We start from the raw sequence: 14,955 nt of genomic DNA on the forward strand, positions 1-14,955 counted from the left end.
TATGGCAGTGTTATATAAGCAGTTCAGTCATGCTCAACAGCAGCTTAATAATATTGAAGCGGTTGACTACTTTTTTGCAAAAGAAATTCAACAAAGCCTAGTTAATCGCGACAAGCATAATAATAATGACAACCAACAGCTTTTTCACTTACTGCTTGCCCTCAGTGAAAGCCTTAGGGCAGGCCATAGTTGTTTACCTTTAGCCACCATCGCGAGTACACGTTTTGGTTATAGCTGCGATAAACAAGGTATTGTTACTCATAACGGCTTTACCTTTGCCGAGCAACCACAGTTAGTCAGTCTATGTGAACACTTGTCTATTATGGCTGATGATAACCATGCTATTGTTTTTTATGAAAATAACCTTTATTTACGTCGTTATTACCATTTTGAGCAAGAGCTACTGACTTTTATTTCAGCAAAAAGTGCTCAAGCCAAGGATTTAAATGTACAAACATTTAACGTCGTTGATATTAAAAGCTGCTTAGCAACACTCTTTCCACAGCAAAAGTCAGCAGATGATAACGATGAAATAGATTGGCAAATGGTTGCGGTTGCCAATGCTATTAATAAAAAATTGAGTATTATTGCTGGCGGGCCAGGTACAGGTAAAACCTATACGGTGACTAAGTTGTTAGCAGCTTTGGTGATGTTAAACTCAAGTTCAAGCTCAAATGAAAAGCCCAATGCAGATTTAAAGATAGCCTTGGTAGCGCCAACGGGTAAGGCGGCTCAGCGTTTATCTGAATCAGTTACTAATGCTTTACAAGGATTTACAGGACAAATAAGTGCAACGGTTTTATCAAAAATACCTCAAGAGGCACAAACGCTGCATCGACTCTTAGGTGTTATTCCTAACAGTGTTAATTTTCGCCACCACCAAGATAATTTGCTTAATATTGATGTGCTGTTAATTGATGAAGTGTCAATGGTCGATTTGGCGTTAATGGTAAGAGTTTTTAGAGCTTTGCCTAGCCATTGCCAAATCATACTTTTAGGCGATGCGGATCAACTGCCATCCGTTGCTGCTGGAAGTGTACTTAACGATTTAGCACCTAAGCCACATCGTGGCTACAGCCCTGAGAATCATCAATATTTAAGCCAAGTTAGCCAATGTGTAAATTTACCTCAGTGGAAAAAATCGCCAAAATCATCAGGGTTGACCCTCGCCGCAGATCACGTGGTGTTTCTAGACAAAAGTAGACGTTTTGATAGTGAAGGTGGGATCGGAAAAATAGCGAGCCATGTTATTAATGGCCGCTTTAGCGAAAGTTGGCAATTATTAACAGAAAAACTAGTCATAGATAATAACCACCAAGACGTGCTTCAGTCTGGCGATACCTTATGCTTACTCGAAGGTAAAGCCAGTTCTTGGTTAGCAGCATTCGTTAGTGAGTATTACGCGCCCATTTTTGCGCAAAAAACAGTGTCTGCTGCCTTTAAACAATTACAAAAATTTCGTATCTTATGCGCAACACGTGTTGGTGAGCAGGGAGTTGAATCGTTAAACGAACAAGTACAAAATATACTGATTAAACGCGGTGATATTAATGCTTTTGAGACTCGTTATTGCGGGCAACCTATTATGATCAATGTTAATAATTATTCACTAGGTTTATACAACGGCGACATTGGTTTGTTGTGGAAAAATGAGTCGGGCCATTTAATGGCTGTTTTTGAGCAAGCAAACAACGAATATAAGTGGGTGAATCCGGCGCGTTTACCTCAGCATGAAACCGTTTATGCGATGACCATTCATAAAACTCAAGGCAGTGAGTTCGAGCATGTTGTGATGGTCTTACCGGAACAATCTGATAATAAATTACTTTCTAGGGAATTAATGTATACCGCTATTACTCGGGCTAAGCAAAAACTGAGTATCGCTACCTTAGCGAATGTTTGGCGACAAGGAGTCACAACAAAAACAACACGCTATTCAGGTATCGACCTCTATAAAAAATAAAGCTAGAGAATAGGGTTTACTGAAAGAAATTACGTTAGAATAACCTTTTAATTTTAGTAACCCATTAATTAAGTTGTAGCATGACGTTAAAAGACATAGATAAAAAAGCTTATCGCAGTAAGCTTAATCAAGTGATTGTTGGTTTTATTGTTACCTTCGCAATATTAGCCATTGCTTTTGGTGGTATATTGATTGCGGTATTTGCAGAGCCCTTAGCGCTTGATACCATAGCTCAAGCGAGTATTAATACCGCGATAGAGTCGGGCCAGCAAACCAGTAATTTTCGTTATAACTTTTTAGGCGTCATTCTGGCATTGTTAACGTGTGCTGGGATACTAAGACAATTAAAAAACACCCCGTTTTTTAATGAAATTTATTATGTTTGGCAACTTAAACAAACACAGAATATTATTTATCGTCGTTTGAAAAAAATTAAACAAGCGAGTATTAATGGTGATGAAAATGCATTAATTATTTTGAAATTTTATTATGCTAGCCTAAAGCAACTTTATTTATTAGATGACAATACACTGACTATGTCGTCGTTAGAGGCTGATATTACTCATCTTGAGGGGTTAATCACTCAACATGGAAAAGAAATTACTACCGAGCATTTTACCAAAGTGTTACTTTCAAGCTATAAATAACGAATCGACCTTGATGGCAGTAAATTAAATGCCTTTTACTTTGATATAAAGCCACAATAAAAGAAGCCCAATGAAAAAACCTAAAAAGTTAAAAAATGAAACTGCTTTATTAAAAAAAGCGATTGAAGTTGGCGAAAAATATGCGATGAACCGAGGTTATAATGGTTTTTCTGCTACCAATGCTTCAAAAGACAAGGTTGAAAGCTTGTACCGTCTATTGGTTAATGACAAACTTATTCAAGCTTCGCCCGCTGATGGCGAAGACTTGCTCAGTATGAAACACCGATTAGCAATGTGGATAGCAAAGCAATTACCTGAAGACCATCCATTACTTAAGTAATAAATGCCTATTTTAATGATAGGGACTGTGCGTTAAATAACGCTTTATAAATTTAAATATAGAAAAATAAAATGAACCGTAAGAAAAAAATAAACGCCGCGTTAAAAAGTAAGCAGAAAAAAGCCAATGCTAAATTACATACCAGTAACAAGCCCCGTTATGTTTCAAAAGCTGAACGAGCGCTTTTAGAAGGAAAAGAAGCGGCTGTTCAAACAACTGATGAACCGCAACTTACTGAGTAATTATTGGTTATGCTAGCTAAACTATTAAATATTATAAAACCAGGGAGTAAAATTGATGTAAGTGATGCCATTGATCAAGATAGTCATCAATGGATCCTAGATACTTTTTCTTGGGCGCTTACACATTTTGATGTTGCAGAGTTTAAAAACAATAGTCAGCTTGTATTACCTAATAATCAATTTTATCAAGGTAGTGTAACGAGTGTTCATGAAATGGCACTGAGTATTTTTAAACAAACAACCACTTATGCCGGTATGCAGCAGTGGCCCATTATATTGATCACACCAGAGCAGTTTTTTGCGGGTACTAAGCAAATAACCATTCCACCTTTTAATATGGTTGACCATTGTCGTGGTAACAATACGCCCTTTGCTAAATTAAGTGAAGAAGATACAGCGAAGCTTCAACAACAGCCGATCATGCTTTCTTATGGCGAAAATCAAGTTAATCAGCCACAAGATCTTATTTCGTCCATTGTACAAAACCTTGCGAATATTCTGATTGTCCAACAAACTAGTTTACCACCAGGTGGCAAAGAGTTTATTCCTCAAGCCGTTGATGTTATCGCTTGTTTTATGGGCTTTGGTATCATATTTAGTAACACAGCTTATCAATTTAGAGGCGGCTGTGGCTCGTGTAATAACCCTAATGCAAACCGTCAGTCGGCATTGCCAGAAAATGAAACAGTGCATGCTTTAGCGCTATTTTGTTTGCTTAAAGCGATAAGACCTAACGCGGTAAAACCTCATTTAAAATCACATTTACGAAAACAGTTTTCGCTTTCCTATCATGCTTTAACAAACACCATAAAAAATTCTCCGGATCCCGTTTTACTGTCTTTACTTTAATCAAGCGATGTTTATTAAAAATAAAATCTATTTTCACTAAATTCATGATTTATTAAATAAAAGCGTCTACAGTTATTTTTATTGGTTGGGCATTTTATTTTTGATTTTAGTGAGGTAATAACTATGTTGAGTATCCAAGTAAAAGACTATATGAACCACTATCCAGTTACTTTTACTTCAGAAATGGTGGTTGAAGAGGCGGCGTTGCGCTTTTTAAAAACAAAGCAAATTGGTGGCCCAGTGATCGATGGTAATAATCGTGTTATTGGTTTTCTCTCTGAAAGTGATGTTTTAGCAACAATGCTACAGACTATTTATCATAATGAACATGTAAGTGATGTTGCCGCATTGATGCGCAAAGAAGTATTATCAGTTAAGCCCTCTGACAGTGTCATAGAACTTGCGCAAAGCATGTTACAGAATAAACCTAAAGTTTATCCAGTGGTAGACGAAGATGGTATTTTACTGGGTACTATATGTCGTAATGATGTTCTATACGGTATTGATCAATATACTCGAAGTACCTTTAAACCTTAGTCAGCCCAGTTAATCTTACTCTGTCTATTTGTACCACTTGATTGAAGTGGTACAGACTTAATAAAGCTGGTAAAATTATTTTTTGCTATTTTGTTTGGGTCAACCTTGTCTTCTGAAAAATCTATTACTACCTCTTCTGAATCTCAGCGCAGCCAGGTTATTAACATTGATAAGCTTTTTAGCCGCCTTGGATTGTGTTTTAAATCTGATCAGTTTCGTTTGAAAAAACGCTTAATGTCGAGCAAGAAAATCACTGATAGTGACAAAAAGCAAAAATCACTCAGTCAAATTTCTGCCCATATTGATGAGTCAATCGAAAAAAAGCAGCGTAAAATTCAGAATGTTCCAAAAATCACCTATCCAGAAGATTTGCCGGTATCACAAAATTCTGACGTTATCGCTAAAGCGATAACTGAAAATCAAGTGATTATTATTGCGGGTGAAACAGGCTCGGGCAAAACGACTCAAATTCCAAAAATATGTCTTGCTTTAGGTCGTGGTATCGACGGCATGATTGGTCATACTCAGCCACGTCGTATTGCGGCGCGAACAGTTGCTACACGTATTGCTGATGAATTATCGACAACATTAGGCGACGCGGTTGGTTATAAAGTCCGTTTTAATGACTTGGTGAGTGAAAATAGCTATATAAAATTAATGACCGACGGTATTTTATTGGCAGAAATGCAACATGACCGTTTACTGCGAAAATACGATACGATTATTATTGATGAAGCGCATGAACGTAGTTTAAATATAGACTTTTTATTGGGGTATTTGCGCGAAATATTACCTAAACGTCCTGATTTAAAAATCATTATTACTTCGGCAACCATCGACCCAGAAAGATTTTCACAGCATTTTGCTTCAGCGGACGGCAAACCCGCACCTATTATTGAAGTATCGGGGCGAACGTTCCCTGTTGAAATCCTCTACCGTCCGCTTAATGGCGAAAATAACGATGAAACAGAAGAAGTAAGTAGTAGCGATATCATTAGTGGTATTTTGCAAGCCGTTGACGAACTTGGCCATATTAGCCAAGGCGACATTCTTATTTTTCTCAATGGTGAGCGCGAAATACGAGACGCTGCATTAGCTTTAGAAAGAGCAAATTTACGATACACCCAAGTGTTGCCTTTATATTCACGGTTAACGGTACAAGAACAAAATAGAATTTTTAAACCACACAGTGGCCGTAATATTGTGCTTGCCACTAACGTTGCAGAAACCAGCTTAACCGTACCAGGTATCAAATATGTTATTGACCCGGGCACCGCACGTATTTCTCGTTATAGTTACCGCACTAAAGTACAGCGTTTGCCTATAGAAGCTATTTCTCAAGCCAGTGCTAATCAAAGAGCAGGGCGTTGTGGTCGTGTTTCAGCGGGTATATGTTTACGTTTATACAGTGAAGAGGACTTTCTTGGTCGCCCTGAATTTACTGATCCTGAAATATTGCGTACTAATTTAGCGACAGTTATTTTACAAATGCTGGCGCTTGATCTCGGCGAAATCCGTGACTTTCCTTTTGTTCAGCCACCGGACAGTCGAAATATTAATGACGGTGTTTCATTACTTGAAGAATTAGCGGCGATAGAAAAACAGCAAAACAAAGTGGTATTAACCAAAGCGGGGCGGCTGCTAGCAAAATTCCCCACCGACCCACGTTTATCAAAAATGATTCTGTCTGCTATTGATTTGGGTTGCATTGAGCAAATTTTTATTATTGTTAGTGCGGTAAGTATTCAAGACCCGCGTGAACGTCCCCATGAAAAACAGCAAGCGGCAGATGAAAAACATAATCGCTTTAAAGATAAAGAGTCTGACTTTATCAGCTTGCTTAATTTGTGGCACTACATTCAACAGCAACAAAAAGCGCTGACTAATAACCAATTTCGAAACATGTGTAAAAAAGAGTTTTTAGCTTATATGCGTATTCGTGAATGGCAAGACATTTTTAGTCAGCTTAAATATACACTGCGCGATTTAAACATTCCGATGAGCCGAGTGGAATATACTCCGCCATCGTTAGATGCTAATAATACCGATGTGAGTAAAAAAACTGAGCCAGTAGAAAGTAATAATAACAATATTATTCACCAAGCTATTTTGTCAGGTTTACTCAGTCATTTAGGGCAACTTGACGAAAACAGAGAATATAAGGGTGCACGCAATAGCCGATTCTTCATATTTCCGGGGTCGGGTGTCGCAAAGAAATCACCTAAGTGGATAATGGCAACTGAATTGGTTGAAACCAGCCGTTTGTTTGCTCGTATGGTAGCAAAGATAGATCCACAGTGGATAGAGCCTTTAGCCGAACATCTTATTAAGCGCAATTATAGCGAACCGCACTGGGAGAAAAAGCAAGGTGCGGTAATGGCTTTTGAACAAGTGATGCTATATGGCCTGACCATAGTTGCAAAAAGAAAGATCAGCTTTAATCATATTGAACCTCATACGTGCCGTGAGATATTTATTCGTGAAGCATTAGTCAATGGTGATAGCACCCTTAATGAAAAATTCTATCAGCAAAATCATCAACGAGTTGCGAGCATTGAGAAGTTAGAGCAAAAAGCTCGCCGTAAAGACTTTTTAGTAGATGAAGAACGTTTAGTTGAGTTCTATGACGAAAAGTTGCCAGAAACCATTATTTGCCAACGTAGTTTTTTGTCGTGGTGGAAAAAGTCTAAACAAAAAAATGCTCAGTTACTTAATTTTACCGAAGCTTTTTTATTAAACGAAACGGCTAAAGTATTATCAGCCAGCGATTATCCTGATGTTTGGCATCAAGGTAATTTGACCTTGCCGCTAAGTTATCATTTTACTCCAGGTGACATAGATGACGGGATAAGCTTACATATTCCTGTTGGTATTTTGAATCAAATTAAAAATCGGGATTTTGATTGGTTAATTCCAGCGTTGCGACTAGAACTTATTATTGCTTTGATCAGAGGCTTACCTAAACCTTTAAGACGAAATTTTGTACCAGCTCCTAATTATGCAGAAGCTTGTTTGTCAGCGATTAGTGAGGAAGACGGTAAGTTAGTTGCTGCTATTGAAAAACATTTGTTAAGAATGACGGGTGTGCGTTTACCCGAAAATATTTGGCAAGATGTGGAATTGCCTATTCACTTGACGATGAATTTTAAGGTGATTGACGAAAAAGGTGTGCTTATTAATCAAAGTCGTAATTTTGAGCAGTTACAAGCGTCTTTGCAAGGAAAAGTAAAAGCATCAATTAAGAAAGTGGCTGATAAAGGAATAGAGCGTGAACAAATTACTAGCTGGGATTTCAACAACATTCCCAAAGGCTATGAAAAAAATATTGCTAATATCACCATAAAAGCTTTTCCAGCTTTAGTTGATAAAAATAAAACGGTTGCTATAGAATTATTTGAACAAGAAAGTCTTGCTGAGCAAGCGATGGTTAATGGTGTGAGTCGTTTAATTTTATTAAATATACCTTCTCCAGTTAAATACCTACAACAAAACTTGCCTAATAAAGCCAAGTTAAGCCTATATTTTAACCCTTTTGGTTCAATACCTGATTTATTAGACGATTGTATACTCGCTGCTTGCCAGCACTTGGTGAAAGAGCATGGCGACATACCACGTAACCAAAATGATTTTGAAAAAGCTAAAGACCATGTTCGTGCTGAACTTGCCGACTGTGTGCTCGTGTCAGCGTTAAAAGTAGAAAAAGTATTAACCTTAACCCATGACATAGGGAAAAAACTAAAAGGTCGAATGTCTTTAGAGGTTATTCAAGCACAAGCCGACATTAAAGAACAACTTGGCTTACTGGTGTTCAAAGGTTTTGTGACCGCCTCTGGTCATCAACGATTAGAAGACATTGCGCGCTACTTACAAGCGATGTTAAGACGTATGGAAAAGCTGCCGGTTGATCCCAACCAAGACCGATTGAAAATGTTAGAGGTTGCGAAAGTAAATGATGTTTATTTAGCGTTGCTTGCCAAACAGAGCAAAGGCAAGCCTATTGCTGATGACGTTTTAGCGGTGCGCTGGATGATAGAAGAATTTCGTGTTTCTATATTTGCGCAAAATTTAAAGACGGCTTATCCGGTCTCTGCAAAGCGAATTTTAAATCATTTGAAAGAAATTTCAGCAGATTAAGTCGATTTAATCAACAATTCAAGTTTGAAATTTGACACTAAACACTACAATGGGTATAAAAGAGACAATAAAAATTTAAATAATAATATGGAGTAATAATGGTTAACTTTGATGATAAACGAGATTTCTATCGGATGATGTTAAATAGTGATGTCACCGTGACCATTATCGACGATGAAGCGAACAGTCAAATATTAGCGACTTGTCGAGACTTAAGTGCAACGGGTATGGCGATTGAAATGACGCATCCTTTAGAGCTTAATACCCATGTTAAAATTAGTGTGCGGTCTGCGAGCAGCAATGTTCAACCGTTGGAAGTTTCAGGGAAAATAGTACGCATCACCGAAGAGGGTGAAGAGTGCTTTTTAATTGGAATTAATATTGCCGAAATAGATTAAAAACTGAGCCTTAACTAGGCAATAAACAAACTCATAAAAAACGAGCACTAAGTGCTCGTTTTTTATTTTAAGACAGTCACAAAGAGTGAACTAACTTACTTGGCAGACTAGGCCTTTCAAGTAATAACCTTCAGGGTAATTACTCGATATTGGATGATCACCAGCTTGTTGCAAGCGCTCAACAAAATGCACCTCGCGACGAGCATCAAGAGCGGCATCAGCAACTACTTTTTGAAATAGGCTTGCTTCCATTAAACCAGAGCAAGAAAAGGTCAGTAATATACCGTTTGGCTTTAGTAATTGCATAGCAAGCATATTAATGTCTTTGTAACCACGACATGCACCGGTTAGTTGTGCTTTTGATTCAACAAATTTAGGTGGGTCTAAAATTATCATATCAAACTGACGTTTTTCTTCGCGATATTGTCTGAGTAACTTAAATACATCGGCTTTAACAAAAGAAACATTCTTGTCTTGCAGGTTATTAAGGGCAATATTTTCTTCGGCTAAGTCGAGTGCCGATTGAGAAACATCAACATTGATGACTTCTTTAGCGTCATTTGCTGCACAATGTAAGGCGAATGTTCCGGTATAAGAAAAACAATTAAGGACTGATTTATTTTTAGCATATCGACCTGCAGTTACACGAGAATCACGTTGATCTAAATAAAAACCTGTTTTATGGCCTTTTGCGATATCAACATTAATCGATAAACCATGCTCTTTAATCACACATGCGGTTGACTCAAGTGGCTCTGTTAACCAACCTGTGATTGGCTCTAATCCTTCTTTTTTACGTACGTCAACGTCAGAGCGTTCGTAAATGCTACATTGAGGATAGAGCTCTTTAATTACTTCAACTAAGGTATAACGTTGAAAGTCGGCACCAGCACTTAATAGTTGGCAAACAATTAAGTTATCGTATTTATCAATAGTTATACCGGGTAAACTGTCAGATTCACCCGCAATTAAACGATAACCGGTTAAACCGCCTTGTTTGATAAACCATTCACGTCTAGATTGAGCACTTATTAATTTTTTACGAAAAAATTCACTGTCAATTTCTTCATTTTCATTAAAGCTCCAAACTCTAACTCGAATCTGTGATTCTGGCGAGTAAGCACCGCGAGCAAGCCATTTTTCCTTGTGATCAAAGACATCAACGGTATCGCCTAACATCGGATTTCCCTTGATTTTATTAATCGCTTGAGAAAATATCCAAGGATGTTTTCGTAATAAAGACTTCTCTCGGCTTACTTTTAAATAAATTCTTGCTGACATGTGACTATACTTAATGAATTGGTAAATGAAATTGCGCAGAGTGTAGTCAATGCCAAGCTCGGGTGCAATCTTCACGTTAAGTTATTTCAGTCTACGTTAAGGAACAATAAGTATGAATGTTAGTTATATCGCCCATGTTAGCGGAAAAGTACAAGGGGTTTATTTTCGTGCGTCTAGCCAACAAGTCGCTATTGATTATGGTTTAAGTGGTTATGCAAAAAATTTGGAAGATGGGGATGTAGAAATTTTAATATGCGGTGAAGAAAAAGACGTAGATAAAATGTTAGCATGGCTCGCGTACGGACCACCAGAAGCTGAAGTGGTAAGTATGGAGAAAAAACAAGTTAAATGGCAACAACATAACTTTTTCGCGATTAGCTAATCTACCGTTTAGATAATCACCCGAAAAACAAACAAGCGTTTAACAATTTAGAGGTTTATTTGAAATATATCAACGTAACAAGCGATGAGCAGTTAACTTTTGCTGAAACACCCGTACCTGATTTTTCAGGTGATGAATGCTTAATTCGTGTAAAAGCTATTGGCGTAAACCGAGCCGATATTTTACAGCGACAAGGAAATTACCCAGCTCCTAAAGGCGAGTCTACTATTTTAGGATTGGAGGTTTGTGGTGAAATTGTTGCTTGTGGTAGTGCGGTAAATAACTGGAAAACTAATGACAAAGTTTTTGGTTTGGTTGCTGGCGGTGGTTACGCAGAATATGTTGTTATAAAGTCTAGCCAGTTATTTTATCTGCCTGCTACTTTTACTTTTGAACAAGGTGCAGCTTGCGCAGAAACGTTTCTAACGGCCTACCAAAGTCTATTCTTAATTGCTCAGTTACAACCTAAACAATCAGTGTTGATACATGCTGGTGCCAGTGGTGTTGGCTGTGCTGCTATTACACTTGCCAAAGCAAAAGACTGTTTTGTTGTTGTGACCGCTGGCAGTGAAGAAAAATGCCAAGCGTGTTTAAAATTAGGTGCAGATGTTGCAATTAACTACCATCAAAACTCCTTTGAACAATGGAAAAAAGCAAACGTTCCCGATGGCTTTAATGTCATTATTGATGTGGTGGGTGGAGATTACTTACAGAGAAATATAAATGTCGCCGCAGTGGATAGTCACATTGTTATTCTGTCTATTTTACAAGGCCGCTATTGCGAAAAAATTGACATAGGCAAGATGCTTTCAAAACGAATCACTATTACAGCTTCAACGTTACGAAACAGGAGCAATGATTATAAAGCTGAATTAGTGGCTAACTTTAAAGAAGACTTTGGCAAGTTACTTTGCGCAGGGCAGTTATTACCGGTAATTGATACTTGCTATTCATGGGTAAATGCCAATAAAGCCCATCATCGTATGTTGGAAAATGGTAATATCGGCAAGTTAGTATTAATAGTTGAGTTAACAGCGTGAATGCCAATAAGAGTATTTTCTGATAAATTGATTATAATAAAGACAGTTTATTTAACTATAAAAACGTTAAAACACTATCAGTATAAGTAGAAAATAGTACTCATTTAAAGTAAATTAAAAATTACTAACGTTATAGTAAATCAGATAAAGGGCTACGAACACCATTAGCTCCATGCTCAAGTACATGGGTATAAATTTGAGTTGTACGTAAATCGCTGTGCCCTAGTTGTTCTTGAACTGTTCTTATATCAGCGCCTCTTTGCAATAAATGCGTAGCAAATGAATGCCTTAAAGTATGACAAGTTATTACCTTATTTAACTTCAATTGATTTGCTGCTTTTTTGACTGACTTTTGAATACTACTTTCATTGAGATGATGCCGACTAAGGTATTTGAATTCTGGTTCAATACTTAATCGAGCAGAAGGAAATAAATATTGCCACTTGAATTCTTTTGCGGCATTGGGGTATTTGCGATTAAGAGCATTTGGTATCCAGACACCTCTATAGTCAATATTTTCTATATCGCTAGTATGATATTTATTAGTCCTTTGAATTTGGTGGTACAGTTCAGGTATAAGCTCAGTGGCGAGGGTTACTCGACGATGTTTGTTCCCTTTACCGTTCCAAACTGCGATACAGTGATAATTGAAGTCTATATCTTGTACCCTTAAGCGAATAGCTTCCATTAGCCTTAAACCACTACCATATAAGAGGCTTACTAATAAATGATGTTGTGAGGGTATTTTTGATAGAAGTTTCATAACTTCTGTAGGTGTAAGCACATCAGGTAATTTTCTAGGCCGGCGGCTTAAGTTAAAGTTTAGCTTTAAACTTAATTCGTTTTTTAAAATTTCTTTGTACAAAAAAGCTAATGCATTGAGTGCAAGTGACTGGGTAGCTGTTGAAACGTTTTGTTGATTAACTAAATAACTGAGAAATCTCTCAACTTCGATATCCCCCATGAGTGCAGGGTGAGTTTTATTTGAGTAATTTATAAAATACTTTATCCAATGAATATAAGTTTCTATGGTTCTTTTTGCGTATCTTAAGTTACGCATATGCTCTTCGATACTCATTAAAAAAGGTGATTTAGCGTCCATAATATAAAATCCATATACTGTTGTTATATACAGCTTAGCTGGTGTTCGGTTCTTTTGCCAATATGCCGAAAGATTCGTTGTTGCCCCTTTTGAAATATTTAATAATAATAAAATGTTAGTGTTGTTATTATGTTGTAAAGTATGATGACTATAATTTTAAATAAACAAGGAATGCTAAGTGTTATATATTGCTTAGTTTTTCGGTCTAATAAGCTGTTAGGTATACATGATAACTCGGCGAATATATCAATTTTTAGCTGTTGCTCCATTAGTGATTATGGTTATAGCTTTTATATTTCGTGCAACGCTTTATTGGACTTTTTCTGTTGCTGACGGAGAGCCTAAAGGTGGTGGTGACATCATAGAAATAATTTTGTTTTTGTTATTACTTGGAACATGTTTTTTATCTATTTTATATGCAGGTTTAATAGCTGTTATACCTAAGTTAAGAAATGGATCATATTCCCTTAACTTATTAATAATAAGTGTGTTTGTACCTTTATTATTCTGGTTTATACACCCTCTGATTCCAAGATTGGTGTAAAGTATACCTAACAAGGCATTAAAGCAGGAAAATTTACAGTTGGCTGTTTTCACTGCGTTCAACATTTTAGCCAACTATAAATTTCCTCTTAATGAGGCGTTATGTATCTAGGAGTTATCTTGAGTTCTCGGTTTAATAAAAAGTCTTTGATTCGCTGGAAGGTCTATATAGATCGATCAAAAATGTATATGAGCTATATACAGTTTTTGCTTATAATTTTCGTTACTATCGAATCACTAGGTGATAATCCAGTAAAGTCGTTTGTATTTAATAGTCCATTGGTTGCAGTCCCTGTTATTTTGGTGATTTTTGTGTTCGCTTCTTTGTTGATTGGTTACCTAGATTCTAGACTCGGGTTTCGTGAAGAAGAAATTAGAAATCACTCTAAATCTAATCCAGTATTAATGGATATTCAAAAGTCACTCTCAGAGTTAAATGATAAAATTGAGAGAATGGAACAAGATAATAAAAACGTTAATATTAGCGCAAAAGATACATAACAAGCACTTCAAACGGAACAAAAACAGTTGGTTAGGTTCCGCTTCGCTTCACATTTTAACCAACTATTTTTGTCCGCTTAAGTGGGCGTTAGGCTTACAAACATGAAGCACTTTATTCTATTCATAGCGCTAACGCTGACGGGGAATTCGTTCGCGACAAGTATACCTTGCGAAAGAACTATTCAGCAAGAAACTGATATAGCTCAGGTTGTCGTCGTTGCAGAAATACTGTCTCATAAACTAAATAACGAAGGTGTTGGGGATATAACATTTAAGGTGTTGCGGCAGTGGAAGGGTGAGCAGCTTAAAACGATAAAAGTTTACGCAAATGAGGGATTCCCTTTTTCCATTGCAAAAAGTGGCTTTTACCTAATTTACGCCAACAGGGCTACGCACCAGGAAAAACCATTTTGGCAAATTCCGTGGTGTAAACAAATAACCGATGTTTCTTATGCGTCTGAAGAGATGGCCATCCTAGGGAAGCCAAAGTACGTTTATGAGTAATATCACAGTAAAAAGCCTAAAAAGCCTAACAAGCCACTCAAGCAGGACTTTTAACAGTTGGTTAGGTTCCGCTTCGCTACACATTTTAACCAACAATTAAAAGCCTCTTAGTGGGGCGTTATGCGGCATTGCGAATTCGATTAAATGTAATTGTGGTACTTGCCTTTTCTTTATCTTGGTTATTTACGTGTAATTAAATCTATTTCAGTTTTTGGTTAAATAGTTTTTCGCCAAAGCAGGTAAGTGGTAAATTCACTTTTCATTAGTGGCTCAAAATTCACAGTTTAGTGTGTCGCAATGCTGTGATTTTTTAAACGTGGATTTTATGTCGTTAATATTTATATAAATTATGCGGTTTGTGGTAATCTAAAAATCGCATAACAAGGCATTCAAACGGACAAAAAACAGTTGGCTGTTTTCACTTCGTTCAACATTTTAGCCAACAATTTTTTGCCGCTTAATGTGGCGTTATGCGGCATTGCGAATTCGATT

General features: G+C 37.1%; 15 protein-coding genes. 12 read left to right on the plus strand and 3 right to left on the minus strand.

Annotated features, from left to right (window positions below; translation table 11 throughout):
* Position 1: 1 nt before the first annotated feature.
* The 8 genes from recD (at position 2) to H4J66_RS03605 (ending at position 9,110) form a co-directional block, all read left to right on the plus strand.
* Positions 2-1,963 (plus strand): exodeoxyribonuclease V subunit alpha, encoded by a 1,962-nt coding sequence (gene recD / locus H4J66_RS03570; protein ID WP_182170692.1) that lies wholly within the window; start codon positions 2-4, stop codon positions 1,961-1,963.
* A gap of 80 nt (positions 1,964-2,043) precedes the next feature.
* On the plus strand, positions 2,044-2,610 hold the full coding sequence (locus H4J66_RS03575) for a DUF3087 family protein (protein WP_182170695.1): 567 nt from the start codon (positions 2,044-2,046) through the stop codon (positions 2,608-2,610).
* Positions 2,611-2,680: 70 nt separating this feature from the next.
* Complete coding sequence (locus H4J66_RS03580; RefSeq protein ID WP_070376721.1) at positions 2,681-2,950, plus strand: DUF5062 family protein; 270 nt, start codon at positions 2,681-2,683, stop codon at positions 2,948-2,950.
* A 71-nt stretch (positions 2,951-3,021) separates the two neighbouring features.
* On the plus strand, positions 3,022-3,192 hold the full coding sequence (locus H4J66_RS03585; RefSeq protein ID WP_070376722.1) for a DUF2986 domain-containing protein: 171 nt from the start codon (positions 3,022-3,024) through the stop codon (positions 3,190-3,192).
* A 9-nt stretch (positions 3,193-3,201) separates the two neighbouring features.
* Positions 3,202-4,041 carry a hypothetical protein gene (locus tag H4J66_RS03590; protein ID WP_182170698.1) on the plus strand — a complete coding sequence of 280 codons (840 nt, stop codon included), beginning with the start codon at positions 3,202-3,204 and terminating at the stop codon, positions 4,039-4,041.
* A 123-nt stretch (positions 4,042-4,164) separates the two neighbouring features.
* Positions 4,165-4,578 carry a CBS domain-containing protein gene (locus H4J66_RS03595; protein ID WP_070376723.1) on the plus strand — a complete coding sequence of 138 codons (414 nt, stop codon included), beginning with the start codon at positions 4,165-4,167 and terminating at the stop codon, positions 4,576-4,578.
* 159 nt (positions 4,579-4,737) lie between these two features.
* Complete coding sequence (gene hrpA, locus H4J66_RS03600; RefSeq protein WP_182170735.1) at positions 4,738-8,712, plus strand: ATP-dependent RNA helicase HrpA; 3,975 nt, start codon at positions 4,738-4,740, stop codon at positions 8,710-8,712.
* A gap of 98 nt (positions 8,713-8,810) precedes the next feature.
* On the plus strand, positions 8,811-9,110 hold the full coding sequence (locus H4J66_RS03605; protein ID WP_182170701.1) for a PilZ domain-containing protein: 300 nt from the start codon (positions 8,811-8,813) through the stop codon (positions 9,108-9,110).
* 90 nt (positions 9,111-9,200) lie between these two features.
* Here the strand turns inward: H4J66_RS03605 and H4J66_RS03610 are convergent, their stop codons facing one another.
* A complete protein-coding gene (locus H4J66_RS03610) occupies positions 9,201-10,391 on the minus strand; it encodes a class I SAM-dependent methyltransferase (RefSeq protein WP_182170705.1) in 1,191 nt (396 codons plus the stop codon).
* 112 nt (positions 10,392-10,503) lie between these two features.
* Here H4J66_RS03610 and H4J66_RS03615 point away from each other — a divergent pair, with 112 nt between their 5' ends.
* Positions 10,504-10,773 carry an acylphosphatase gene (locus H4J66_RS03615; protein ID WP_182170708.1) on the plus strand — a complete coding sequence of 90 codons (270 nt, stop codon included), beginning with the start codon at positions 10,504-10,506 and terminating at the stop codon, positions 10,771-10,773.
* 59 nt (positions 10,774-10,832) lie between these two features.
* Positions 10,833-11,813, plus strand: coding sequence for an NAD(P)H-quinone oxidoreductase (locus tag H4J66_RS03620; protein ID WP_182170711.1), 981 nt, complete (start codon positions 10,833-10,835; stop codon positions 11,811-11,813).
* Positions 11,814-11,943: 130 nt separating this feature from the next.
* Here the strand turns inward: H4J66_RS03620 and H4J66_RS03625 are convergent, their stop codons facing one another.
* Together H4J66_RS03625 and H4J66_RS03630 are read right to left on the minus strand one after the other, a co-directional pair.
* The gene (locus tag H4J66_RS03625; protein ID WP_182170714.1) at positions 11,944-12,915 is read right to left on the minus strand and encodes an integron integrase; all 972 of its coding nucleotides are present in this window, start codon (positions 12,913-12,915) and stop codon (positions 11,944-11,946) included.
* Between the two features lie 309 nt (positions 12,916-13,224).
* A complete protein-coding gene (locus H4J66_RS03630) occupies positions 13,225-13,533 on the minus strand; it encodes a hypothetical protein (protein ID WP_182170717.1) in 309 nt (102 codons plus the stop codon).
* Positions 13,534-13,578: 45 nt separating this feature from the next.
* Between H4J66_RS03630 and H4J66_RS03635 the strand changes: the two genes are divergently transcribed.
* A complete protein-coding gene (locus H4J66_RS03635) occupies positions 13,579-13,959 on the plus strand; it encodes a hypothetical protein (RefSeq protein WP_182170720.1) in 381 nt (126 codons plus the stop codon).
* A gap of 102 nt (positions 13,960-14,061) precedes the next feature.
* Positions 14,062-14,463, plus strand: a complete 402-nt coding sequence (locus tag H4J66_RS03640) for a hypothetical protein (RefSeq protein ID WP_182170723.1) — start codon at positions 14,062-14,064, stop codon at positions 14,461-14,463.
* The last annotated feature ends 492 nt before the right edge of the window (positions 14,464-14,955 follow it).

Origin of the sequence: Colwellia sp. MB3u-55 (assembly GCF_014076785.1) — a bacterium.
In the GTDB taxonomy this organism is placed as follows: domain Bacteria; phylum Pseudomonadota; class Gammaproteobacteria; order Enterobacterales; family Alteromonadaceae; genus Colwellia_A.

What these genes read in the sequence shown, in the direction of transcription:
- recD (WP_182170692.1), top strand. Translation starts at nt 2, where the DNA reads ATGGCAGTGTTATATAAGCAGTTCAGTCATGCTCAACAGCAGCTTAAT.
- H4J66_RS03575 (WP_182170695.1), top strand. Translation starts at nt 2,044, where the DNA reads ATGACGTTAAAAGACATAGATAAAAAAGCTTATCGCAGTAAGCTTAAT.
- H4J66_RS03580 (WP_070376721.1), top strand. Translation starts at nt 2,681, where the DNA reads ATGAAAAAACCTAAAAAGTTAAAAAATGAAACTGCTTTATTAAAAAAA.
- H4J66_RS03585 (WP_070376722.1), top strand. Translation starts at nt 3,022, where the DNA reads ATGAACCGTAAGAAAAAAATAAACGCCGCGTTAAAAAGTAAGCAGAAA.
- H4J66_RS03590 (WP_182170698.1), top strand. Translation starts at nt 3,202, where the DNA reads ATGCTAGCTAAACTATTAAATATTATAAAACCAGGGAGTAAAATTGAT.
- H4J66_RS03595 (WP_070376723.1), top strand. Translation starts at nt 4,165, where the DNA reads ATGTTGAGTATCCAAGTAAAAGACTATATGAACCACTATCCAGTTACT.
- H4J66_RS03605 (WP_182170701.1), top strand. Translation starts at nt 8,811, where the DNA reads ATGGTTAACTTTGATGATAAACGAGATTTCTATCGGATGATGTTAAAT.
- H4J66_RS03610 (WP_182170705.1), bottom strand. Translation starts at nt 10,391, where the DNA reads ATGTCAGCAAGAATTTATTTAAAAGTAAGCCGAGAGAAGTCTTTATTA.
- H4J66_RS03615 (WP_182170708.1), top strand. Translation starts at nt 10,504, where the DNA reads ATGAATGTTAGTTATATCGCCCATGTTAGCGGAAAAGTACAAGGGGTT.
- H4J66_RS03625 (WP_182170714.1), bottom strand. Translation starts at nt 12,915, where the DNA reads ATGGACGCTAAATCACCTTTTTTAATGAGTATCGAAGAGCATATGCGT.
- H4J66_RS03640 (WP_182170723.1), top strand. Translation starts at nt 14,062, where the DNA reads ATGAAGCACTTTATTCTATTCATAGCGCTAACGCTGACGGGGAATTCG.